General features: G+C 50.9%; 19 protein-coding genes. 7 read left to right on the plus strand and 12 right to left on the minus strand.

From position 1 onward, the window contains the following. Window positions 1–7 precede the first annotated feature (7 nt). Window positions 8–1198, plus strand: coding sequence for a Bcr/CflA family multidrug efflux MFS transporter (locus tag NNO03_RS11890; RefSeq protein ID WP_271449602.1), 1191 nt, complete (start codon window positions 8–10; stop codon window positions 1196–1198). 333 nt (window positions 1199–1531) lie between these two features. After that, on the plus strand, window positions 1532–1876 hold the full coding sequence (locus NNO03_RS11895) for a YejG family protein (RefSeq protein WP_137384093.1): 345 nt from the start codon (window positions 1532–1534) through the stop codon (window positions 1874–1876). 3 nt (window positions 1877–1879) lie between these two features. Here the strand turns inward: NNO03_RS11895 and yejF are convergent, their stop codons facing one another. The 9 genes from yejF to NNO03_RS11940 all read right to left on the minus strand — a co-directional run bounded on the left by yejF (window position 1880) and on the right by NNO03_RS11940 (window position 13551). Then, a complete protein-coding gene (yejF, locus tag NNO03_RS11900) occupies window positions 1880–3469 on the minus strand; it encodes a microcin C ABC transporter ATP-binding protein YejF (protein WP_271449603.1) in 1590 nt (529 codons plus the stop codon). Between the two features lies 1 nt (window position 3470). Further along, window positions 3471–4496, minus strand: coding sequence for an ABC transporter permease (locus NNO03_RS11905; RefSeq protein WP_271440088.1), 1026 nt, complete (start codon window positions 4494–4496; stop codon window positions 3471–3473). Further along, complete coding sequence (locus NNO03_RS11910) at window positions 4496–5590, minus strand: microcin C ABC transporter permease YejB (protein ID WP_040230596.1); 1095 nt, start codon at window positions 5588–5590, stop codon at window positions 4496–4498. The genes NNO03_RS11905 and NNO03_RS11910 overlap by 1 nt, the downstream gene beginning before the upstream one ends. Beyond that, window positions 5591–7405, minus strand: coding sequence for an extracellular solute-binding protein (locus NNO03_RS11915; protein WP_271449604.1), 1815 nt, complete (start codon window positions 7403–7405; stop codon window positions 5591–5593). It abuts the gene before it with no gap. A gap of 100 nt (window positions 7406–7505) precedes the next feature. Next, window positions 7506–9065 carry a cyclic di-GMP phosphodiesterase gene (locus tag NNO03_RS11920; protein WP_271449605.1) on the minus strand — a complete coding sequence of 520 codons (1560 nt, stop codon included), beginning with the start codon at window positions 9063–9065 and terminating at the stop codon, window positions 7506–7508. Between the two features lie 182 nt (window positions 9066–9247). After that, window positions 9248–9817: a bifunctional murein DD-endopeptidase/murein LD-carboxypeptidase gene (gene mepS, locus NNO03_RS11925; RefSeq protein WP_121584825.1), complete on the minus strand. Its 570-nt coding sequence runs from the start codon at window positions 9815–9817 to the stop codon at window positions 9248–9250. Window positions 9818–10230: 413 nt separating this feature from the next. Beyond that, window positions 10231–10944, minus strand: coding sequence for a phosphatase PAP2 family protein (locus NNO03_RS11930; protein ID WP_271440085.1), 714 nt, complete (start codon window positions 10942–10944; stop codon window positions 10231–10233). A gap of 34 nt (window positions 10945–10978) precedes the next feature. Further along, window positions 10979–11965: a GTP-binding protein gene (locus tag NNO03_RS11935; protein ID WP_271449606.1), complete on the minus strand. Its 987-nt coding sequence runs from the start codon at window positions 11963–11965 to the stop codon at window positions 10979–10981. Between the two features lie 119 nt (window positions 11966–12084). After that, a complete protein-coding gene (locus tag NNO03_RS11940; protein ID WP_271449607.1) occupies window positions 12085–13551 on the minus strand; it encodes a mannitol dehydrogenase family protein in 1467 nt (488 codons plus the stop codon). 202 nt (window positions 13552–13753) lie between these two features. On the opposite strand from NNO03_RS11940, the gene uxuA reads away from it, so the two are divergent. Continuing rightward, on the plus strand, window positions 13754–14944 hold the full coding sequence (uxuA, locus tag NNO03_RS11945; protein WP_271449608.1) for a mannonate dehydratase: 1191 nt from the start codon (window positions 13754–13756) through the stop codon (window positions 14942–14944). 71 nt (window positions 14945–15015) lie between these two features. Here the strand turns inward: uxuA and NNO03_RS11950 are convergent, their stop codons facing one another. Then, window positions 15016–16497, minus strand: a complete 1482-nt coding sequence (locus tag NNO03_RS11950) for a PLP-dependent aminotransferase family protein (protein WP_271440081.1) — start codon at window positions 16495–16497, stop codon at window positions 15016–15018. A gap of 167 nt (window positions 16498–16664) precedes the next feature. Between NNO03_RS11950 and torC the strand changes: the two genes are divergently transcribed. From torC to torD, 3 genes are read left to right on the plus strand one after another with little or no spacing between them, the layout of a single operon-like run. Further along, window positions 16665–17795: a pentaheme c-type cytochrome TorC gene (gene torC / locus NNO03_RS11955; protein WP_271449609.1), complete on the plus strand. Its 1131-nt coding sequence runs from the start codon at window positions 16665–16667 to the stop codon at window positions 17793–17795. A 12-nt stretch (window positions 17796–17807) separates the two neighbouring features. Next, window positions 17808–20306: a trimethylamine-N-oxide reductase TorA gene (gene torA / locus NNO03_RS11960; RefSeq protein ID WP_271449610.1), complete on the plus strand. Its 2499-nt coding sequence runs from the start codon at window positions 17808–17810 to the stop codon at window positions 20304–20306. Continuing rightward, on the plus strand, window positions 20296–20928 hold the full coding sequence (gene torD, locus NNO03_RS11965) for a molecular chaperone TorD (protein WP_271449611.1): 633 nt from the start codon (window positions 20296–20298) through the stop codon (window positions 20926–20928). Before torA ends, torD begins: the two co-directional genes overlap by 11 nt. Window positions 20929–20983: 55 nt before the next feature. Here torD and yeiP read toward each other — a convergent pair whose 3' ends face one another. Continuing rightward, a complete protein-coding gene (gene yeiP / locus NNO03_RS11970) occupies window positions 20984–21556 on the minus strand; it encodes an elongation factor P-like protein YeiP (RefSeq protein WP_271440077.1) in 573 nt (190 codons plus the stop codon). A 235-nt stretch (window positions 21557–21791) separates the two neighbouring features. Here yeiP and NNO03_RS11975 point away from each other — a divergent pair, with 235 nt between their 5' ends. Beyond that, window positions 21792–22046: a YkgJ family cysteine cluster protein gene (locus tag NNO03_RS11975; RefSeq protein WP_005129254.1), complete on the plus strand. Its 255-nt coding sequence runs from the start codon at window positions 21792–21794 to the stop codon at window positions 22044–22046. On the opposite strand, the gene setB is transcribed toward NNO03_RS11975, so the two are convergent. Continuing rightward, window positions 22043–23224, minus strand: a complete 1182-nt coding sequence (gene setB / locus NNO03_RS11980; RefSeq protein WP_271449612.1) for a sugar efflux transporter SetB — start codon at window positions 23222–23224, stop codon at window positions 22043–22045. The two genes, NNO03_RS11975 and setB, sit on opposite strands and share 4 nt — an antisense overlap. Window positions 23225–23577: the final 353 nt, after the last annotated feature.

Consider the following 23577-nt stretch of genomic DNA (forward strand, 5'->3'; position numbering starts at 1 on the left):
GCTAAATGTGACCAGCCGGCAGAACTCTTCAATTGCCATTGTTTTTATCCTTGGCTTGTTGGCCATGTTGATGCCGTTGTCGATCGATATGTATCTTCCGGCACTGCCGGTGATCTCTGCTCAATTTGGCGTGCCGGCAGGCAGTGCACAAATGACCCTCAGTACCTATATTCTGGGGTTCGCGGTGGGGCAGTTGATCTATGGGCCGATGGCCGACAGCATCGGGCGTAAACCGGTGATACTGGGAGGGACCCTGGTGTTTGCGGCGGCAGCGGTCGCCTGTGCGTTGGCGCAAACTATCGATCAGTTGATCACGATGCGTTTCTTCCACGGTCTGGCGGCGGCCGCGGCAAGCGTGGTCATCAATGCCCTGATGCGCGACATCTATCCGAAGGAAGAATTCTCGCGCATGATGTCATTTGTCATGCTGGTGACGACGATTGCACCACTGATGGCACCTATTGTGGGCGGTTGGGTGCTGGTATGGCTGAGTTGGCACTATATCTTCTGGATCCTCGCTGTGGCGGCGATTCTGGCCTCGGTGATGATCTTTACGCTGATCAAAGAGACCTTGCCCGTTGAGCGCCGTCAGCCGTTTCGCTTGCGTACTACTCTGGGCAACTTTGCCTCGCTGTTTCGCCACAAGCGCGTCCTGAGTTACATGCTGGCCAGTGGGTTTAGCTTTGCAGGGATGTTTTCTTTCCTGAGCGCAGGTCCCTTTGTCTACATTGAAATCAACCATGTTTCAGCGCAGCACTTCGGTTATTACTTTGCACTGAACATCGTTTTCCTGTTTGTGATGACAATCATTAACAGTCGCTTTGTTCGTCGGGTTGGCGCACTAAATATGTTCCGTACCGGGCTGTGGATCCAGTTTGTGATGGCGGGCTGGATGGTATTCAGCGCGCTGTTCGGCGTTGGATTCTGGGCTCTGGTTGTCGGTGTTGCGGCGTTTGTAGGTTGCGTGTCGATGGTGTCATCAAATGCGATGGCGGTCATTCTGGATGAGTTTCCGCACATGGCCGGGACAGCCTCATCGTTGGCGGGGACGTTTCGTTTTGGTATCGGCGCTGTTGTTGGCGCGCTCTTGTCACTGGCGACCTTTAACTCAGCCTGGCCAATGATTTGGTCGATTGCGTTTTGCGCCACCAGCTCAATTCTCTTCTATCTCTACGCCAGTCGCAGCAAAAAACGGTGATCTAATACACAACCTGGGGGCTATAACGCCTCCGGAGTTGATGCATATCAACCGCAAATCCATCATTCCCCCCAGTAATGTTTATTTTATGTAAAATCAATTTATGTAAAAAGTCACATCATTGTAGTTAAAAAGGTTGAGTTAGATCGCAGAAACGCGTACATATAGCGCGGAAACATGCCGTACCCATTGAATAAATTTAAATATGGAGTTCGGAAAGCGGCTTAAGGACAGGGTGTAAACGTTTACCAACTGTCTAAAGACGTATTGTCAATGATGTGTTAATATTGATGTAAAATAATTGTGAAGTGACTGTGCTTCCAGGGAAAGAAAGTGATGACATTACAACTCTCAATCGTTCATCGTCTGCCGCAGTGCTATCGTTGGTCGGTGGGTTTCGCAGGCTCAAAAGTTGAACCGATTCCGCAAAATGGCCAAAGTACGGAAAATAGTCTGGTAGCGTTAAAATTACTCAGTCCCGATGGTGACAGTGCGTGGTCAGTCATGCATAAACTCAGCCAGGCGCTTAGCGATATTGAAGTTCCTTGTTCCGTACTGGAATGTGAAGGGGAACCGTGTCTGTTTGTGAATCGCCAGGATGAGTTTGCCGCGACCTGCAGGCTGAAAAATTTCGGCGTGGCCATCGCAGAACCTTTTTCAAACAACAATCCGTTTTGAGCGTCAGCTTAGCGCGAGCAGCTGACGCGTATAGGCCTGTTGTGGCGCGTTAAATACGTGCTCGCATTGCCCCTGTTCCACGACCTCTCCCTGCCGCAACACAATAACCTGATGGCATAACGCACGTACAACATGCAAATCATGGCTGATAAAGATATAGGCCAGACGATGCTTTTCCTGTAAGGACTTTAACAGTGTGAGGATTTGCGCCTGCACGGTTCTGTCGAGCGAGGATGTCGGCTCATCCAGAATGATCAGCGAGGGTTTGAGAATCAATGCCCTGGCAATGGCTATACGCTGGCGTTGACCACCGGAAAACTCTGCAGGATAACGATGGCGGGTCTCGCTATCGAGTCCGACTTCAGCCATCACTGCTTTTACCTGCGCTTCACGCTGTTCAGCGGAAAGCGTTGGCTGGTGAACGCGCAATCCCTCTTCAATAATTTGTAATACGCTCAAACGCGGATTCAGTGAGGAGTTGGGGTCCTGAAAGACAACCTGAATGCGGTGACGTACTGGCAACAGTTGGCGACGATTTAAGGTATGCAGCGCCAGACCATCGAACACAATACTGCCTTGCGATGTGATTAATCGCAGCAGCGCCAGACCAGTGGTACTTTTCCCGGATCCTGATTCGCCCACCAGCCCCAGCGTTTCACCGGGCCTGAGGGCAAAACTGACGTTGTTAACCACCACGTTATGATCCACCACGCGCTTGAGGATACCCTTACGTACAGGAAAGGCGACGCTGAGCCCATTCACTTCCAGTAATGGTGGTTGTCCGGCGGGTAAAGGGACTGGATCGCCGGAGGGTTCGCTATTTAACAGTTTCTGTGTGTAGGAATGGGTTGGCGCGGCAAGCAGTGGCTCGGCACGATTTTGTTCAACGCATTGACCGTTCTGCATGACGGCAATGGAATCGGCCAGCTTTCTTACGATGCTGAGATTATGAGTGATGAACAGCAATCCCATGTTCAGCTCACGCTGCAATTCTCGCAGCAGTTGCAGAATTTGCGCCTGCACAGAGACATCCAGCGCGGTTGTGGGTTCGTCAGCAATGAGCAGCTCCGGGCGGGTTAACAACGCCATAGCAATCATTACGCGCTGGCGCTCGCCGCCGGAAAGCTGGTGCGGATAATCTGTAAGACGTTTCGCTGCATGGCGAATGCCTACCCGATCCAGACAGGTCAGAATTTCTGCCCGTGCGGCTTCCCGACGCATTCCCCTATGCAGAGACAGGACTTCATAGAGCTGTTTTTCAAGGTTATGCAATGGGTTCAACGACACCATGGGTTCCTGGAAAATCATGGCGATTTTATTTCCCCGTACACCGCGAAGTGTCTGCTCGTTAGCGTGAAGTAATGATTCACCGTGAAAGCGGATATCACCGGAGAGGTACACCGCAGGCGGAGTGGGCAACAGACGCAACACCGAAAGCGCGGTGACGCTTTTACCTGAACCAGATTCACCCACCAGCGCCAGTGTTTGCCCGGCATCAAGGCGCAAAGAGAGTGTGTTGACTACAGTGCGTACGGTATCTTGTTGACGAAAACCGACGGATAAATTCTCAATGGCTAACAGAGGTTGTGTCATCTTAAATCGCCTTATTGGGATCAAATGCGTCGCGTACCGCTTCACCAATAAAAATCAGTAGCGATAATAAGAGGGCAACGGAGACAAACGCGGTGATCCCAAGCCACGGGGCCTGAAGGTTATTTTTACCCTGCAACAGCAATTCTCCTAGTGATGGAGAGCCGAGCGGTAATCCGAACCCGAGAAAATCCAGCGAGGTGAGCGTGGTGATTGAGGCGCATAAAATAAACGGTAAAAAGGTCAGGGCGGCAACCATCGCATTCGGCAACATATGACGCAAAATAATACTGCGATCGCTAACCCCGAGCGCTTGCGCTGCGCGAATGTAATCAAAGTTTCGGGTGCGCAGAAATTCCGCGCGTACCACGCCAACCAGGCTCATCCAGCCAAACAGCACGGTGATAGCTAATAGCCACCAGAAGTTAGGCTGAACGACGCTGGATAACAAAATAATCAGAAACAGCGTTGGCATACCAGACCACACTTCGATGAACCGTTGCCCCCACAGGTCTACCTTACCGCCATAATATCCCTGTAGTGCGCCGGCCATCACCCCCATGACGCTGGAACACAGGGTCAGCATCAAGCCAAACAGAATTGAGATGCGGGTGCCGTAAAGGATACGCGCCAGCACGTCACCACCATTTGCGTCAGTACCCAGCCAGTTTTGCGCCGAGGGCGGAGAGGGGAAGGGCTTATCGGTGGCAAAGTTGATGCTGGTAGCGCCGAACCGGATGGGGGCCCATAGTATCCAACCCTGGCTCTCCAGACGGTGTTGTAGCCACGGATCCTGGTAATCAGCCTTTGTTGCTAATGGGCCGCCGAAATCGCTCTCACTGTAGTTTTTAACCAGAGGGACATACCAGCTGCCGTCATAGCGAACCAATAGCGGCTTATCATTCGCGATCAGCTCGGAACATATGCTCAGGCCAAACAACACCAAAAAAATCCATAATGACCAGTAGCCGCGGCGGTTATGACGAAAACGCGCCCAGCGGGCCTGATTGACGGGGCTTAATCGCGACATTAGCGTCCCTCGAAATCAATACGAGGATCGACCAACGTATAGCTGATATCACTGAGGATATTGAGCAACAGGCCGATCAGGGTGAAGATGTAGAGTGTGCCGAACATCACCGGGTAGTCGCGCGATACGGTAGATTCATATCCCAGTAATCCCAGACCATTAAGCGAAAACATCACTTCGATCAGCAGCGAACCGGTGAAAAACATGCTGATAAATGTGGCGGGAAATCCTGCGATTACCAGCAACATGGCATTGCGGAACACATGCTTCCATAGAATATTTTTCTCACTAACGCCTTTGGCACGCGCAGTAACGACATATTGCTTACGTACCTCATCCAGAAATGAGTTTTTAGTCAGCATGGTCAGCGCGGCGAACCCACCCACCACGGTTGCCAGCACTGGCAGGGTAATGTGCCACAGATAATCGGTAATTTTTTGATACCAGGGCAGGGCGTCAAAATTAGCGGACACCAGTCCACGTAGCGGGAACAGGTCGTAATAGCTGCCCCCGGCAAAAAAGACGATCAGCAAAATAGCGAACAGGAATGCGGGGATGGCGTAGCCGATAATAATGAAAGCACTGCTCCAGACGTCAAAACGACTACCGTTGTGGACCGCTTTGCGGATACCAAGTGGAATCGACACCAGATAGATGATGAGTGTACTCCAGAGCCCCAAAGTCACGGACACCGGCAGGCTGTCTTTGATTAGCGTAAGAACAGAGGCGCTGCGAAACAGACTGTCGCCAAAATCAAAACGGATATAGTCCCAGAGCATCTTGAAATAGCGTTCATGGATGGGTTTATCGAATCCGTAGCGACGGGTTATTTCCGCAATAACCTCCGGGTCAAGGCCCCGGCCGCCACGGTAGTTACTGTCGCTGATATTCCCAACGCCGGTTTGCGCGTGGCTGGCACGCACACCTTCACTGCCCGCACCGGGCAACGCACCGCTTTGTCCGAACTCAATGGCGGCGACAGCCTGCTCAACAGGACCGCCAGGTGCAATCTGTACGATAAAAAAGTTGATAGTAATGATGGCCCAGAGCGTGGGGATCACCAGCAGCAGACGTCGAATCAGATAAGCGCCCATTTACTCTCCCTGTCTTCTGGCTGCGGGAAGTTTCGCCGCTTTGTTGACGTCATACCACCAGTTGTCGATGCCAATGGTATAAATCGGGCGGATAGCCGGATGCGAAAACTTATCCCACCAGGCTATACGATCCTCTGCCATGTACCACATCGGCAACATGTAGTAGTTCCAGGTTAATACCCGGTCCAGTGCCCGCCCCAACGGGATCAGTTTGGCTTTATTCCCTTGTGCGGCAATGATCTGGCTAATCAGTTTATCAATGACCGGGCTTTGCACACCGGGCGCGTTATAACTGGAATCTATATATTCAGAGGCCCAGAGAATTTGCAGGTCTGAGCTTGGCCACGGCATTGCGCGATAGAGCCTGGGCATCATGTCATAGTCACGGCTGCGCAAACGGTTAGTGATTTGCGAGTTATCGACCTGGCGGATATTCATCGTAATACCTAACCGCTGTAGGTTATGCTGGAATGGCAATACCCACTGGCTGTTGCTGCCTGCCGGGAGTAATAACTCGAAGGTCAGCGGTTTACCGCTGGTGCTATTTATCCGTTGTTGCCCTTTCAGTATCCATCCCGCCTGTTGGAGTAACGTATCGGCTTTCAACAGGTTTTCACGATCGTAGCCATCGCCTTTCGACATCGGCGGTTGATAGATTTGACTGAAAACTTCCGGTGGCAGATCTTTTTTCATTGGCGCAAGGATCACCAGTTCATCCGCATCGGGATAACTTCTGGCTGCATACTCGGTGTTCTGGAAATAACTGTTTGTCCGACTCCAGGCATTATAAAACAGGGCCTTATTCATCCATTCAAAATCGAAGGCCAGCGTAATCGCTTCCCGTACTCGTCGGTCACTAAACATTGGACGTTGAATGTTAAAGGCTAACCATCGTGTGTCCTGTGCGGACTCATTCTTTTGTTCGTCTTTGACAATGTAATGATTCGCGAAATTCTTACCGGTATAACGGGTTGCCCAATTTTTTGCATCGTTTTCAAGTCGCAGGTCGAATGCTCCAGCCTTAAACGCTTCAAAAGCGACGTTATCATCTAAATAGTAATCGTAGCGGATGGTATCAAAGTTCCAGCGCCCGCGATTGACGGGCAGGTTTGCCGCCCAATAATCTTTAACGCGCGAATAAACAATGTACTGTCCCATTTTCCATTGACTGATGCGATAAGGGCCGCTGGCAAGGGGTGGAGATGACAAGGGGTCGCTGAGCTTGTGATCTTTCCAGTACTTTTCGGGCATAACGGGTAAGGAAAACAGGCTGAGCATATCCTCTTTGCCCGGTTTGGCGAGTTCAATTCGCACTGTTAACGGGGCAATTGCCTTTACCGTTGTTCCTTTGTAGACCAAACGAAACTGCGGTACGCCTTCGGTCATAAATTTATGGAAGGTGAATTCGACATCGCGTGCGGTAATGGGGGAACCATCGTGGAAACGGGCCCGCGGATTAATCGCGATTTCTACCCATGAGTAATCATCGGCGTAACGTGCTCTGTCAGCGATAAGCGGGTAGTAGCTGCCGGGTTCATCATCCGAAGTGGTAAACAGTGAATCGTAGAGAGTTTCGGTGCGTGCGCCAGGGTTGCCGCGCATCGAGTAGCGGTTGAAGTTGTCGAAGGTACCGATGGCGGAGAGGGTGAGTTGCCCGCCTTTGGGGGCCGCAGGGTTAACATAATCAAAGTGATTAAAATTAAATGCGTACTTGGGTTCGCCCAACACGGCAAAGGCGTAGCTTTCTTTGATGGATTGGGCATGAACGCTAAACCCGATAAGGGCGATAAACAGAAGCAGTACGCGAGGAATCATATCACAGAGGTTTCCTTGTCCTGCCACAACCCGACAGGCCTCTTGCCTGAGAAATAGCGGTTGGGGTGGCGAGTGAAAATATATGAATCGCCTGGTGCGATCACCACGTTGGCTTATCGGGTTGTGCCATCCAACGCACAAAATCATCAAGCATTAATGGGCGGCTGATCCAGTATCCCTGGAAGAAATGAACCCCGCGATCGCGCAGCCATCGGGCTTGCTCAGGCGTTTCTACCCCTTCGGCAACCGTCAGCATATTAAGACGCTTAGACAGTGTCAACACCGCATCCAGTACCGGAGACGTTAGCGTTTCTGTCCCAATGGCGTTGATAAATCCTCGGTCGATTTTCAGATAGTCAACGGTGAAGCGTTCCAGATAAATGAGTGCGCTGTGGCCAGTGCCGAAATCATCAATGGCAATTTCGAATCCGGCAGCGTGTAGCCATTCAAAAAGCTTTGATGCCTCGTGCTGATTGAGCATATCGCGTTCGGTGATTTCCAGTACAACCTGAAAATGGTGTGGCGGCAGGGAGGCATTCAGGTGCTGTATATCATCTTTAAAGCCCTCACCATGCAGGTGCGTTGGCGCGATGTTGAGCCCGAGTTTTGCACCTTGCGGTAACACTTTTTTTAATGCAGGGGCATCACGGGCCACCAGTTTGAACAGATGCTGCGTCAGCGGCACAATCATTTGTTGTGATTCAGCGTAGTGAATAAACGCATCTGGCGGAATCTCACCTGTTGTCGGGTGACGCCAGCGTAACAATACTTCTACGCCTTTTACTTCCAGCGTCGCCATTTCAACGACCGGTTGGTAGACCACATAAAACTGATCGTGTTTGATGGCGTTGAGAATATCTTTTCCCGGGCGTAAACGAATGGCGTAGATGTAGTACCACAAAAGCAACCCAGTCATGATCCCGGCCATACATCCCAACATGACGGCATACCAGACGTCAGTGTACGTCCACTCTTGTGCGTATAGCCGAATCTTCATGGGGATCCCTTTCAGCGTCGTCTGACGCCAGGTGGTATCCGGAAGTGCGGAGACGTCTATCAGTTGGGATGAAAATGTCGTGATAGCGGTATCACCGACAATAATCGCAATACCGTCAAAATCATCTTCTCGGGCGGTATAGAGCAGGTAAGGCGCCAGATTGATATTCAGTGAGGAAAACACGCCGCTATTCTTAAATGAAGGATTCCGCTGCCAAATCATGATCGCCGGTTTGTCAGGCATCATCGGGGTACCGGACAGCAATTCCACATCGACATCTTTGTGGATATCCAGCTTCGGAATCAGCGACAGAATAGGCGAATCCATCGCGCCAGTTGCGGAGGAGCAGAAAGCAATACCCTCTTTTACCAACAAAAAAGCGCGTACATTGAGGTTAAACGCTGCGCTGGCGGTCAGCTTGGCGGCAACTTGTTGGCAATTGTATGAGACCAGCGGTTGCAGGGCATCTGTTGTGCTTTTGAGGTCTGAGAGGTAACTGCTGATGTAATATTCGATATCGGAAAGAAGCGTTTCGTACTTAACATCTCGTTTGTGCCAGGTGGCAAAAAACTGCAGGGTGCTGACAAGTACCGCGACGGCTACCCCCGTAAAAATACAGGTAAAAAGGACATTTCGACTGGAAGATGAAGGACGTCTGAACATAGTTCCTTATGTTTACCTGGGGTATCTGCTTATTATTAAACGGCTTGATCTGTAAAACTATAACCTGGATTGATTCGTATAGTGAGATTTTTCTTAAACATAGCGCAACGCAAAAAGCACTGCCGAAGCAGTGCTTTTGATAAGTCTCATCAGGATAGCCAAGGGATAGCTGCCAAACGAAATTAACTGCGGCTCAGGACCCGGCGAGCTTCGTTGTAACGTTTTTTCCAGTAAGGCTCGTTCATGCTGGAAATGATAACGCCACTGCTGGTCGAGGCATGTACAAACTGGTTATTGCCGATATAGATACCGACGTGACGGCCGGTGGAACCCGCACGGAACAGAACCAGATCGCCTGTGCGCAGATTAGTGCGCGAAACGGATTTGCCCGTTTCCTGTTGCTCGTAGGTTGAGCGCGGAAGCTCTAAACCAAATTGCTCGCGGAACGTACGCTGTACGAAGCTTGAACAATCAATACCTTTTTTAGTGCTGCCGCCAAGGCGGTAACGCACGCCTTTCCAGTCAGCGTATTGATCCATAATACGTGATTTAACATCGATATTACGTACCATACTTTCAAATTCATCCTGAGAGGCTTGCAGTGAAGAGTTATCTCCATTACCCACAGCATGCGTCTCAGAATGCATATTCTTCGCGGTGTTCGTTGTGCTACATGCAGAAAGCAGAACCGCAACTGCTATCGCGGGAATCCCCCGCAAGATATATCTCAAAATCGGTTGAGATTTGACCATTTTGTTTGTTTTCCCTTGAAGTCCTTAACGATAAATATCGTTATAAAAAATGCCAAACGTGACGAGACTAATTACCAACGCATGATGAGACAATTCTTTAAGGTCAAATCTGTGGCAGAACGCACAAATTTATTCTTATAGTGAATAATTATCCCGCGAGGCAAAACGAGTCTGAGGTTACCCGATCGCTCCGGTCATTGCGAGTGATTTTATGTGATTTCTTATAAGAAAAAGTGATACAGAAAGTGAATAAACTGCATTGGCTAAATTAAGAACAGATAGAGTAAAAAACACGCAATTCATTCATTTTAAACAGGAATAATATGACAGGAGAATGACAGTCAGAATGATAAATTCCCGGCAGATATCATCAGGAAATCAGAAGTATCCCTGATGATGTTAATTACTCTGCGTTATTTGTTTAAAAATTGTTTATTTTTACCGGGAAGATAATGGGCAAACAGCATAACCAGGCGATCGCTTAATGGCGTCATTAACCACCAGGGCAAGCCAATCAATACGACGGTCATTGAACCTACCACGATATCTGTGAGCCAATGCGCGCCGATCATTACGCGTGGAAAGGCAAAAACCACAGTGATAATAAGGCCGATTATTCCTGCGACTTTTCCGAAATAACGCAGCATAAATGCGGAAAAAATAAGCAGCATCATACCGTGATCGCCAGGAAAACTGTCTCTGGACGCATCTTTTGTTGAAATATGCAGCAGCTCGCTGACGCGATTAATATTATCGAATGTGAGAGTGGGGCTGGCGCGCTTAACCGGAATAAGCGCCTGGCCCAACTGGTTTAATATCACCGCAGTTAGCAGCATCACCAGCCCAATTGCCACAATACGGCGACGACCTTCCTGCGTTTCTTTTAGCCAAAAACTCAGCATTAATGTACCCATCGCCAATAATGAACAGCCGTCAAATGCCCGGTTATTGGTGACAGCGACAATCCACAGAAAGAGCGGGCTCTCAACCAGCTTATGATTGAAGAAGTGGAAGATGCCCGAATCAAGAGAAAACCAGAACCCATGCCCGTGTGGAAGGTACCAGGACAGAAATAGCGCCAGACCAGCAATATTAAGCAGGAGTATTTGTGGGTATCGGGTTTTCATCGTCGTTTACCATTGCCATAAAACGGAGGCAACCTTACGCGCCAACGTCTAAACGAAGCCTCAACAATGCACTCTGTAATGCATTCCAGTCGGTCTCGGTATCGGAGATGAGTTCAATACGGCTATCAGGAGGAGCGACGTTTTGCGTCTCAATATGCCAGTCCTCACCCTGACGATTGATACGCACCAGCCCCTCTTTAATACGCATCACTCCCTTCACACGCCCAACAGGGGCGAGACGTGACCATTCCAACAGGCCGATGGTATCGAACACCGTATCAGCGTCAAAAATCCAGCCGCAGGCCTGATGTCCCTGACCGCTGTTCAGACTGCGACGCCAGCGTTGCTGCGCAGGCAGGCTTAGGGCTGCCAGCCCTTTTTTATCAGCATGCTGGTGAGTATGTGCCGCGCTGGAAGGAAGCTCCGTCAGATTCAGCCGGGGAAAATCCAGTAATTGTCCGTCGATTTGTCCATGATCGGCATGAACTAACTGGCGGTTACCGCCGCAGTGCTGCCACCAGGTTTGCAGCGCAGTTTCGCTTTCTGTCGTGGCACGATCGGATTTATTGGCAACGATGATATCGGCAGAGGCCAGCTGATCGCGGAAATTCTCATTCGCTACGCTTTTTTCATCCAGCAACAGGCGCGGATCCAGGATACAAAGGGTTGCGCGCAAGTCGATCCACGGTTCGTAAACCGGCGCGGTCAGTAAATCCAGAATCTGTTTGGGATGCCCGAGACCGGTGGGCTCAATCAGCAGCCGATCCGGTTTTCCCTGACGTAACAGCGTATTGAGGCCAACCTGCATGGGCAAACCATTAACGCAGCACATACAGCCACCGGGGATCTCTTTGAGCAATGCGCCGCTGTCGGCAAGCAGTGCGCCGTCGATACCCACTTCGCCAAACTCATTGACCAGAACGGCCCACTTCTCTGCGGGGTCTTTGTTGGCCAATAGATGAAGAATAGAGGTGGTTTTGCCACTGCCGAGAAAACCCGTGATGAGATTGGTTTTAGTCACGTTTACTCCAGAATCATAAATTACCGTAATGGCTTTTAACAATCCTGGCGAAAAACGGGGGAAAAGAGAAGGGCAGAGAGGACGAAGACGAACTTCGTCCTGTTTAATGGCAGAAATCGTTAACTTTTTAACGTCTCGATGACAGCCTGATGTGCACCGTATTGGGCGATACGTTGCCAGGCGCGTTCCACGGTATCGACGAAGTGTGGGTTCTGTGCGAGGTCAGCGGCGAAGATTTCATGCAGTGAAAGCAGCGCGCTGACGCGTTCTGATTCCGTACTCTGTTCGACGATAGTGCGGATTTTGTCACTCATCGGGTCACGAATATCAATAATTGCACCTGAATCATCAATTCCGCTTACGTAGCGCATCCAGCCCGCAATGCCGAGTGCCAGCAGCGGCCACTCGCTTTGACGTGCTAAATGAACGCGAATTCCGTCCAGCATTCGTTGGGGTAATTTTTGGCTGCCATCCATCGCGATTTGCCAGGTTTTATGTTTTAGCGCCGGATTGGCAAAGCGTTCCAGCAGGCTGTCGGCATACTGGTCTAAATCGACATTGGTGATGCGCAGCGTCGGGGCTTGTTCGCTGAGCATCAGGCGGTGAGCCGCTTCGCGAAATGCGGGGTCCTGCATACAGTCGCTGATATGCTGGAATCCCGCCAGATAGCCGAGGTAAGCGAGAAACGAATGGCTACCGTTCAGCATCCGTAGTTTCATTTGCTCCCACGGCAAAACATCATCAACCATCTGTACACCGGCCGTTTCCCATTGCGGACGGCCGCTGACAAAATGGTCTTCAATGACCCACTGGATAAACGGCTCGCAGCTGATTGCGCAAGGGTCTGCCACGCCTAATTCGCGGGCAATTTCATCCAGTGATTCTTCAGTCGCTGCCGGGACAATCCGGTCTACCATGGTTCCCGGGAAACTGACGTGCTCCTGTATCCAGTTAGCCAACTCAGGCGAGCGTTTCTCCGCCATTCCCAGTACGGCGTTTTTTACCACATGACCATTGTCCGGGATGTTATCACAGGAGAGGACAGTAAACGGTTGCAGCCCACGTTGACGTCGGCGGTGCAGTGCCTCAACAATAATACCCGGTGCAGAGTGGGGTTCATCCGGTACTTGCAGATCGTGAATAATACGCGGGTTAGTGATATCGAGTGACCCGGTGGCAGGATCAATACAGTAGCCTTTTTCCGTAATGGTTAACGAGACAATTGCGACCTGAGGCTCGCAGAATTTCTCAATAATAGCAGCCAGCGAATCCAGTTTTGCATTCAGGCACTCGTTGACGGCCCCGACGATAATTGGCTGGTTACCGGCCGCACCTTTTTCCAGCACGGTAAATAAATGATCCTGCTCGCGTAGCTGACTCATCAGTTGGTCGCCGCTGAACAGGCTGATCTCACAAATCCCCCAGTCTCCGCCCTGCGAATTTAGCACCCGGTCGGTCAATAACGCCTGATGGGCACGATGAAATGCACCGAAACCAAAATGTACGATCCGCGTTTTTAGCTGTTGGCGATCGTACTGAGGCATTACGACATTTTCCGCAAGAGATGCTGAGGCAATAGTCTTCATTAAATACACCTGATTAACCATTAATTAACAATGGCAGTATAAAGTTATATGACAACAAATTGAATTGGTGTGCCTCATTTATCCGGGTAATGTGAGCTGGATCAATCAATGATGGGCGATGTGTTGATCATGTACCGGATGCCTGTATGGTAGTCGTCATAAAAGTCGTTTAATTTGGTATAACAACTTGTGAGGTAAAGCAATGGAACAAACCTGGCGTTGGTACGGACCAAACGATCCAGTATCGCTTGATGATGTGCGTCAGGCTGGCGCAACGGGTGTTGTGACCGCCTTGCACCACATTCCAAACGGTGAAGTGTGGCCCGTAAAAGAAATTCAAAAGCGCCAGGCGATTCTGGCCGAAAAAGGGCTGACCTGGTCGGTGGTGGAAAGTATCCCTGTCCACGAAGACATCAAAACACAGTCCGGCCAATATCAGACGTGGATTGCAAACTACCAGCAAAGTATTCGAAACCTGGCGACCTGCGGCATTGATACCGTGTGCTACAACTTCATGCCGATCCTGGACTGGACGCGTACCGACCTTGAATATCAGCTACCGGATGGGTCCAAAGCGCTGCGTTTCGACCAGATTGCGTTTGCGGCTTTTGAATTGCACATTCTGCAACGTCCGGGGGCTGAAGCCGATTACACCGCTGAAGAGCAGCGTCAGGCGCTGGATTATTTCAATGCAATGACCGCTGCCGACATTGAAAAGCTGACCCGCAACATTATTGCTGGTCTGCCGGGTGCCGAAGAAGGCTATACGCTGGATCAATTCCGCGCGCGCCTGGCGGAATATGATGGGATCAGCAAAGACGATCTGCGCAATAACATGGCTGTATTCCTGCGGGCGATTGTGCCTGTTGCTGAGGAAGTTGGCGTACGTCTGGCAGTGCATCCTGATGATCCGCCACGGCCAATCCTCGGTCTGCCACGTATCGTGTCGACCATTGAAGATATGCAATGGCTGAAAGAAACGGTAGATAGCATCAATAATGGTTTCACCATGTGTACCGGCTCGTACGGCGTTCGCGCCGATAACGATCTGGTAAAAATGATTGAGACCTTTGGCGATCGTATTCACTTCACACACTTGCGTTCAACCTGCCGTGAAGAAAACCCGAAAACCTTCCACGAAGGCGCACACTTGCAGGGCGACGTGGATATGGTATCGGTGGTGGCAGCCATTTTGAGCGAAGAGCAACGCCGTAAGAAAGCGGGTGATTTGCGTCCGATCCCAATGCGCCCGGATCATGGACATCAGATGCTTGACGATCTGCACAAGAAAACGAATCCGGGCTACTCCGCGATTGGTCGCCTGAAAGGGCTGGCAGAAGTTCGCGGCGTGGAGCTGGCGCTGAAAAAAACGCAGTTTCGCGATCTGCTGTAATTCGTTCAACACGAGACCATAAATTGCCGGATGGCGCTTGTACCGCCCCCCGGCAATACTCAGGTGCGTTGTTATTGCTGTAATAACGCACACATCTCCTGCTCCAGTACATTTAATACCTTTCTGAGGTGCGGCACCTGCAACCCGCCAAAACCAAAGAACATCACCGCATCGGAATTTTTTTGCCTCCAGGCTGTTTCTGAACCGTTTTCAATTTCCTGTAATGTATCAAAGCGTACCCCTGCCTGCAGGCAGCGTTGGCGTAGTTTTGCGATGACGTCAGGCGACCAGTTAATGCGTAATGAGAGATGTAACCCTGCCGAGGCACCATCGATCTTTCCTTCAGGGAACAGGGCTGATAAGCCATCACGCAGTAATGCGAGGCGTGCTGCGTAGTTGCTGGCTAGCTTGCCGAGATGAGTATAAAACACCTGGTTTTGCATTAACTCGGCTAAAAACTGCTGCAATAACCACTGGCTACCATTGTTGTTCAGCGCTTTCATATTTTGAACGGCGGGCAGCAGTTCATCAGGGCAAACGAGGTAACCGAGACGTGCCCCCGGTCCCAGCGTTTTTGAGAAGGTCCCCATGTAGATAACCCGGTTGTGGTAATCCATGGCTTTCAGTGCCGGAAGGGGATTCTCACCATACGTAAATACGGCGTCGTAATCGTCTTCAATAATCCAGGCGCCCACTCGCTGTGCCCACGTGAGTAATGACTTACGTCGTTCAAGTGACAGAACACTGCCCATTGGATACTGATGAGCGGGTGTCACATAACAAAGCTGGGTTTCAACCTCGGGTAAATTATCGGTGCACAGCCCGTGATTATCCACGGCAATAGACGTAATATCGGCACCATAATAATTAAACAGATGCCATGCACCAGAATAACAAGGTGATTCGGCGACCACGTGACATTTTTTATTCTGGCTTAGTGTATGATGAATAATAAATATTTGACTGAGCAGTGATAACCCTTCCTGAATTCCATCAGTAATGATGATGTTTTGTGCACTGGTATTAATGCCACGGGATAAATTAAGGTATCTGACAATTTGCTCACGTAATGAAAATAATCCGTTTGGTGAATGATATCGGGTCAGTAGCTGCTCTTTAAGCACGCTGGGGGCATTATTCCATTTACGCCAGCTTGACCAGGGAAACGCATTGGGGTCAGGGACACCCATCCGGCAATAGCACTCACGCCCCATTTCAGCGTAAACATCGGTAGAAACACCGGCAGGCTTCGGCTTTATCGGCGGTGAGCCTTCCGCAGATGGCACGTGTACCGGGGGACTACGCATAGGTGCCGTAAATGTGACTTCATAGCCGATACCCTGCCTGCTCTTAATAAAACCGGCCGCCATCAGTTTTTCATACGCCATCACCACCGTGATTTTGGCCACGTTTAGCGTCTGCGCCTGCTCGCGGATAGAGGGCAGTTTATCCCCGCAAAGCAAATCGCCTTGCTGAATTGCCTGAAAGTAAAATTGAAAGATCTGCAATTGTAGCGGGGTGCGACTTTCCCTATTGAGAGACAGTGTCAGCATGAGGAAATTCCTTGTTTAAACAATAACGCCATATTACACGTTTCAGCATATTGCTATTTTGACACGCCTCATAGAGTTAAGGCTGTTCCTATAATCTGAAATCGCTGTCTCTATTTTTGATTTTTAATATCCCTTAGCGTGACGCTATTAAAAAAATGGAGGCAGGTATGTCGTGGATAAAAAAGAACGCGCTTTGGTGTGCGTTAGGTGGCGCAGTCGTAATGGCCATTGTAATTTGGGGAACATGGCAAGGAGTCCATTACACCAGCACTACGGAGTTTTGTTTATCGTGCCACTCGATGCGCACACCAGGAGAGGAGTATAAGACCAGTGTGCATTTTCGTAATGCCTCTGGTGTGCGAGCGGAGTGTAAGGATTGCCACATTCCCCCGGGAGTCGTCCCGACGCTTGTGCGCAAAACCGAAGCCTTAAACGATCTCTACCACACCTTTATCTCACCTTCGATTGATACCCCGGAAAAGTTCAATGCCAAACGGGCTGAGCTCGCCCAGCGAGAGTGGGCACGGATGAGTGCCAACAATTCGGCAGCCTGTAAATCGTGTCACAGCTATGAAGCGATGGATCATGGAAAACAATCCGCCAATGCCGCAGCACAGATGACGGCGGCAGCGGCGAAGGACAGCAACTGCATTGACTGCCACAAAGGGATCGCGCACCACAAACCGGACATGAGCAGTGGCTTTCGCGATCGCTACAAGCAGCTACAACAGCAGGGAGAAAAACCATCAACTGCGACGACGCTGTTTTCGTTAAGCGAAAAAACACTGACAGCCACGGCGGGGGCGCCAGCAGGGAAAGCGCTGTTATTTCCGGCGACCCAGGTCAAGGTGCTGCAAAAAGAGGGGAGCAACGTCCAGTTGGAAGTGACGGGCTGGCGTGAAAGCAAGGGGCGTGGGCGGGTGATCACCCAGTATATGGGCAAACGCGTATTCTCCGCGGTCCTTGATGCTTCACTGATGGAAAATGTGAAAGTCCTGCAAACCCAGACTGACCCAGGTTCACATCAGGAATGGCAGCAGGTGAGCGTGACCGCATGGACCTCCGCGCAGGGACTCATCGATAGCATTACTCCGGTGTGGGAGTACTCGGATCAGATGCTGCAATCGACGTGTAGCGCCTGTCACAGCACGCCGCCAGCTACCCGATACACCGCCAACGGCTGGATTGCCGGACTGAAAGCGATGTCGACGTATTATCGACTCAATCCGGTGGAAGAACGTACGTTGCTGAAATACCTCCAGACCCACGCCAGCGATGTGTCTGAACCCAACAAATAATAAGGATAAGATATGGATATTCATGACTTTAATCCGTCCCGCCGCCGTTTCCTGACCGGAATGCTGGCGGTTGGCGCGGCCAGTGCGCTGGCGCCTAATCCGCTGATCTCAAAAGTATGGGCGGCGGGGGAAAACCCCGAACAATGGATCCAGTCCGGCTCACATTATGGTGCTTTTGAAGCCAAAGTGGTTAACGGCGAGTGGACGGAAACGCGTCCGTTCAAACATGATAAATACCCGTGCGATATGCTCAATGCGGTACGTGAAATCGTCTACAACCCTTCACGGGTTCGCTATCCGATGGTTCGACTGGACTGGTTACGCAAGCGTGAGAAGTCGGATCGTAGCCAGCGGGGAGATAATCGTTTTGTGCGGGTTAGCTGGGATCAGGCGCTGGACCTGTTTTATGAAGAGCTTGAGCGGGTGCAAAAAACCTACGGTTCATCCGGCGTCTTTACCGGGCTCGCAGATTGGCAAATGGTGGGTAAATACCACAAGGCTGGCGGTGCAATGGACAGAGGACTCGGCCTGCATGGTAGCTATGTGACGACCGTAGGCGACTATTCAGCGGCTGCAGCCCAGGTGATTTTGCCGCATGTTATTGGTTCGCTTGAAGTCTATGAGCAGCAAACCTCGCTGCCGCTGGTTATCGAGAACAGCAATACCATCGTACTGTGGGGCTGTGATCCCATTAAGAACTTGCAGATTGAATTTTTGGTTCCCGATCACGATGCGTTTGGCTACTGGCAGCAGATCAAAGAGGCCGTCGCCCAGGGCAAAATGCGCGTCATCAGCGTTGATCCGGTACGTAGCAAATCGCAAAATTTTCTGGGGTGTGAACAGCTGGCATTACGACCACAAACCGATGTTGCGTTACTGCTGGCGCTCGCACATACCCTGTATGAAGAAAAACTGTACGACACGGCATTCATTAACGACTACACCGTCGGCTTCGAGCAGTTTTTACCCTATCTGATGGGAGAAACAGACAAGCAACCGAAAAACGCCGAGTGGGCTGCGGAAATCTGTGGGCTGACGGCGGATCAGATCCGTGATTTTGCCCGGCTGCTGGTGAAAGGCCGGACGCAGTTTATGGGCGGCTGGTGCGTACAGCGTATGCACCACGGCGAGCAGTATCCCTGGATGCTGGTGGTGCTGGCCAGTATGGTCGGTCAAATTGGGTTACCGGGCGGTGGTGTGGGGTTCGGCTGGCACTATAACGGCGGAGGGACGGTGACGTCAGCCGGACCGGTACTTTCTGGTCTGGGGAGCATTAACAATCCGCCAGAAGCGAAGTATAAACCGGATTTTCGCGGTGTATCTGAGCATATCCCTACCTCACGTATTGTTGATTGTCTGCTGGAACCGGGCAAAAAGATCGCCTTTAACGGTGAGACGTTAATCTACCCTGACATCAAAATGGCGATCTTCAGCGCGGCTAACCCGTTCCACGCCCAGCAGGATCGCAACCGAATGATCGAGGCGTGGAAGAAACTGGAGACCGTGGTGGTGTTAGATCACCAATGGACCGCATCCTGTCGTTTTGCCGATATTGTCCTGCCTGTTACTACACGCTTTGAACGCAACGATATTGAGCAGTTTGGTACCCATTCAAATAAGGGACTGATGGCGCTGCATCAGGTCGTCAAACCGCAATATGAAGCGCGGCATGATTTCGACGTGTTTGCCGGACTCTGTAAACGTTTTGACAAGGAGTCGGTATACCGGGAAAACCGCGATGAAATGCAGTGGGTACAAGCGCTCTATGACGAAGGGGTCAAAATGGGTGCCTCGCTCGGTGTTACGTTGCCAGACTTTGACACCTTCTGGAAAGGTGAAGGGTATGTTGAATATCCCGCGGGACAACCGTGGGTGCGTCATGGCGAATTTCGCGACCAGCCCGATCTTAATCCCCTGGGCACACCATCAGGTCTGATTGAAATTTACAGCAAAACGATTGCCGGTTTTCAGTATGACGATTGCCCTGGGCATCCGGTGTGGATGGAGCCGTTTGAACGTAGTCATCAGGGCAGGAAAGACAAATATCCACTGCACCTGCAATCCTGTCACCCGGATAAACGCCTGCACTCCCAGTTGTGCTCAAGCGATGCGTTTCGCAGCACGTATGCGGTAGCGGGAAGAGAACCGCTTTACATCAGTGAGCAAGATGCTGCCGCGCGGGGGTTAAAAGCCGGGGATATTGCGCGGGTCTTTAACGCGCGCGGTCAGGTGCTGGCGGGGGTGGTGATTAGCCCTGATTTTACCCCAGGCGTGATCCGCATTCATGAAGGGGCATGGTATTCCCCACAGGAAGGAGGCAAAGCCGGGACGCTATGTACCTATGGCGATCCTAATGTCCTGAGCGCGGATATTGGTACGTCTCAACTGGCACAAGGGCCTTCAGCGCATACCGTGCTGGTGGATGTCGAACGCTATCAGCAACATGTTCCACCGGTCACGGGATTTGGTGGGCCGGAGATAGTGAAAGAGGAGGGGGACAATGCAGCATAGCCTTATTTTCCAGCAACGCGCCGCGGTCTATCAGTGGTTTTCACAATTGCTGTTTCGTGAGCTGGACCAGAAACAACTCGCTCGTCTTGAAAGCGAGGATACCCGACAGTGGCTGGCGTCGCTGGCGGGTATTCCCGGGCTTTCGTTGGATGTCAAAAAACTGGAGCGTAGCCTGACGCAGGTTCTGCGCCGTGAAAGCCGACAACTGGAGCTGGCCGCAGATTTTGCAACATTATTCCTGCTGCCGCCGCCTGGCGGTGTTTCCCCGTATGCGGGACATTATCCGCACACAACAGCGGCCGAAGAACGTCGACAAATGAATGTACTGTTGGTTGAACATGGGCTGGCTGCGCAGGAAAATGAGCCCTCCGATCATATCGCTATACAGCTGGCTTTGATGGCGAGGACGGTGGCCAAAGAGGAAACGCTATCTGCACAATATTACTTTTTGCATCATCACATTATGTGTTGGGTACCCTTGTTTCGTGATAGCTGCCAGCAGCGTGATGAGGCGGGATTTTATGCGCGGGCGGTTAGCGTAATTGTGGGTTTTATACGGGAAGATGAGCAGTATCTGGAATCACTGTTAATGGATGATTTTTATCTCAGTAGTCAACGCTGAAAATGACAAAGGGACAGCCTGTGCTGTCCCTGAACGTCAATGTGTGGCAGAGATATTAGTCTGCGCGACCCATATAGCGGCGTTCTTCGATATGAATACGGATTTTTTCACCTGCACTCAGATACTCAGGAACCTGGATCACCAGGCCGGTGCTCAGGGTTGCTGGCTTGTTGCGCGCACTCGCTGAAGCACCTTTAATACCCGGTGCGGTTTCAACGATTTCCAGATCTACGGTCTGCGGCAGTTCAAGCGCCAGCAATTGGCCGTCCCAGGTCAGTACCTGCATGTCCGGCATCCCGCCTTCCGGGATGAACAGCAGCTCTTCTTCAATCTGGTCTTTAGTGAAGGTATACGGGGTATAGTCTTCTTTATCCATAAAGACATATTCGTTGCCATCGACGTAGGAGAAATCAACCCCGCGGCGGCTCAGGGTGACGGTATCCACGATATCGTCGCCTTTGAAGCGCTCTTCAACTTTCAGACCGGTACGGACATCAGAAAAACGCATTTTGTACAGCGTAGCTGCACCGCGTGCGGACGGTGATTGAATATCGATATCTTTTACAATCAGCAGCTTGCCGTTGTAATTCAGTACCATACCTTTTTTAATTTCGTTCGCTCTTGGCATCGAAAAAATCCTGTAGTGAGGAGTGTCTAAAATATCGCGTCAAACTACTCGCGCCGGGGCATTCAGGCAAGCGGAATTCACACTTTTGCTGGTGCAAAAAAGGTGGTATACACTCCGTCCTTCTGGTTACCTCGTTGTTGGCTGTGTGCATGCCATCTTGAGGTACGCCGAATGAATTTGTGTATACTGTTCGCTACCTGAACAATCCGATGGTTTACCCTAAAGAGAATACTGTATGGAATGCCGTCCGGATTGTGGCGCATGTTGCACTGCGCCTTCTATCTCCAGCCCTATCCCTGGCATGCCTGATGGCAAGCCCGCCAATACGCCATGCGTTCAGCTAGATGAATCCCTGCGCTGTAAGATTTTTGCGTCTCCGTTGCGCCCAAAAGTGTGTGCCGGTTTGCAACCCAGTGCGGAAATGTGCGGTAAAACGACACACCAGGCCATGCTGTACCTTATTGAGCTTGAAGCGTTGACTGCACCTTAAACGTCTTTGATGCGCACCAGGCACACAACCGTCGCGACGATCATCACCAGCGCAAACCAGAATACGGCGTGGTAATTCCAGATTTCTGCAGCAATACCTGCCAACGAGCCGGCAATGATCCAGCCTACGCGGATGGTATTGGTGTACAGCGTTGTGGCTGATCCCGCCTGTCCCGGCATCAAATCCTGAAAATAAAGCATGCCAATCCCGCCGAGGATGCCGATGTAAATCGCGTTCAGCAACTGTAAGCCGAGCAAAACCGCCGGCGAATGTGCCAACAGCATGCCCGCATAAAAAAAGAACCCGGCGATGGCGGCAATTCTCATCAACAGACGTTTGCCCAGACGTTTCGCAAAATATCCGGCAATCAGCATGGTTGGGATTTCCAACCCTGCTGCGGTGCCCATCATGATACCGGCGAGTTTTTCAGGTAGATGCAGTTCGTTGATGATAAACAGCGGCATATTAATGATATAGAGGCTGTTGGTGCCCCACATTAATGTGCAGATAGCAAAAAGCAGCAGCGTATCACGACGATTACGGCGTGGAGCCTCAACCGCACCTGTCGCGAGAGGTACGCTTTTGTTCATTGACGGTAAGAAAAACCAGACCATCACGCCGCAGATAATAAATGCCACCGCGGCGCTGAGATACATCACCGTAAAGCTGAACCCCATGGCCAGCGCGTAAGCCAACGGTGGGCCGATCACCCAGGCCAGTGAAACCTGAGCACGTAAAATAGAGCTGAACATGACGGCTTCCCGGCCAGTGCGATCGGCATGTTCACGGGCGAGAGCAAACATTTGCGGGTTGGCGGTGGAGCCAAAGCTACTGAGGAATACACCGACAAACAGCAAAATATAATAGTTTCGGTTCCAGGCAAACAGCACGCAGGCCAGCATGCCAAGTACGCAGCAAAAAACGATCAGGTTTTTACGATCGCCTTTTTTGTCAGAGCGTCCGGCCAGAAACTGACTTACCAAAATGCCGATGACGGCGCTACCGGTAAAAAAGAAACCCACCATTCCCGGACGAGCATGGACTTCATCGGTCAGAAAAAGGCTGAGCGTAGGTGTCTGCAATGCCCCGGCGATACCCGTGAGAAAAGCGACAAGCAGGAACGCCGAAGACGTTAAATCAAACGCCTTGGGTGTGGCGGCTACGGGGGTGTTATGCATGTTTAGCTATCAGTGGAGTGAAGAGAGGCGGAGTTTACGCTGCTCGCCAGAAAATAAACAGGGCACTAAATCAAAATCGATATGGAAAATCAAAATGTCATTTCAGTCTGAGAAGTCCACATGCTGACGATGCTGAAGTTGGGTAGCTGAACACGTTTTTGCGTCAGCTTGTTTCAAAGAACCGTCGAGAAAATGTGCGGTATATCTAAATTCAGCAAGTTAATTGTTAACTTTACTTGCGTGCTGAAGCAGAAAGATCCAGACTCCTTGAAACGTTTCAGCGTCATCTTGCCTTAACTGATGGAGTCGGGTGGCGCCTTTTTTCTCATGTTAGCTGAATCGTTTCAATTCAG

Origin of the sequence: Citrobacter sp. Igbk 16 (genome assembly GCF_028069755.1) — a bacterium.
In the GTDB taxonomy this organism is placed as follows: domain Bacteria; phylum Pseudomonadota; class Gammaproteobacteria; order Enterobacterales; family Enterobacteriaceae; genus Citrobacter.

Bases quoted from the DNA above. Each gene is read 5' to 3' on its own strand.
- yejF (WP_271449603.1), bottom strand. From the start codon at position 3,469: ATGACACAACCTCTGTTAGCCATTGAGAATTTATCCGTCGGTTTTCGT.
- NNO03_RS11905 (WP_271440088.1), bottom strand. From the start codon at position 4,496: ATGTCGCGATTAAGCCCCGTCAATCAGGCCCGCTGGGCGCGTTTTCGT.
- NNO03_RS11910 (WP_040230596.1), bottom strand. From the start codon at position 5,590: ATGGGCGCTTATCTGATTCGACGTCTGCTGCTGGTGATCCCCACGCTC.
- NNO03_RS11915 (WP_271449604.1), bottom strand. From the start codon at position 7,405: ATGATTCCTCGCGTACTGCTTCTGTTTATCGCCCTTATCGGGTTTAGC.
- NNO03_RS11920 (WP_271449605.1), bottom strand. From the start codon at position 9,065: ATGTTCAGACGTCCTTCATCTTCCAGTCGAAATGTCCTTTTTACCTGT.
- mepS (WP_121584825.1), bottom strand. From the start codon at position 9,817: ATGGTCAAATCTCAACCGATTTTGAGATATATCTTGCGGGGGATTCCC.
- NNO03_RS11930 (WP_271440085.1), bottom strand. From the start codon at position 10,944: ATGAAAACCCGATACCCACAAATACTCCTGCTTAATATTGCTGGTCTG.
- NNO03_RS11940 (WP_271449607.1), bottom strand. From the start codon at position 13,551: ATGAAGACTATTGCCTCAGCATCTCTTGCGGAAAATGTCGTAATGCCT.
- uxuA (WP_271449608.1), top strand. From the start codon at position 13,754: ATGGAACAAACCTGGCGTTGGTACGGACCAAACGATCCAGTATCGCTT.
- NNO03_RS11950 (WP_271440081.1), bottom strand. From the start codon at position 16,497: ATGCTGACACTGTCTCTCAATAGGGAAAGTCGCACCCCGCTACAATTG.
- torC (WP_271449609.1), top strand. From the start codon at position 16,665: ATGTCGTGGATAAAAAAGAACGCGCTTTGGTGTGCGTTAGGTGGCGCA.
- torA (WP_271449610.1), top strand. From the start codon at position 17,808: ATGGATATTCATGACTTTAATCCGTCCCGCCGCCGTTTCCTGACCGGA.
- torD (WP_271449611.1), top strand. From the start codon at position 20,296: ATGCAGCATAGCCTTATTTTCCAGCAACGCGCCGCGGTCTATCAGTGG.
- yeiP (WP_271440077.1), bottom strand. From the start codon at position 21,556: ATGCCAAGAGCGAACGAAATTAAAAAAGGTATGGTACTGAATTACAAC.
- NNO03_RS11975 (WP_005129254.1), top strand. From the start codon at position 21,792: ATGGAATGCCGTCCGGATTGTGGCGCATGTTGCACTGCGCCTTCTATC.
- setB (WP_271449612.1), bottom strand. From the start codon at position 23,224: ATGCATAACACCCCCGTAGCCGCCACACCCAAGGCGTTTGATTTAACG.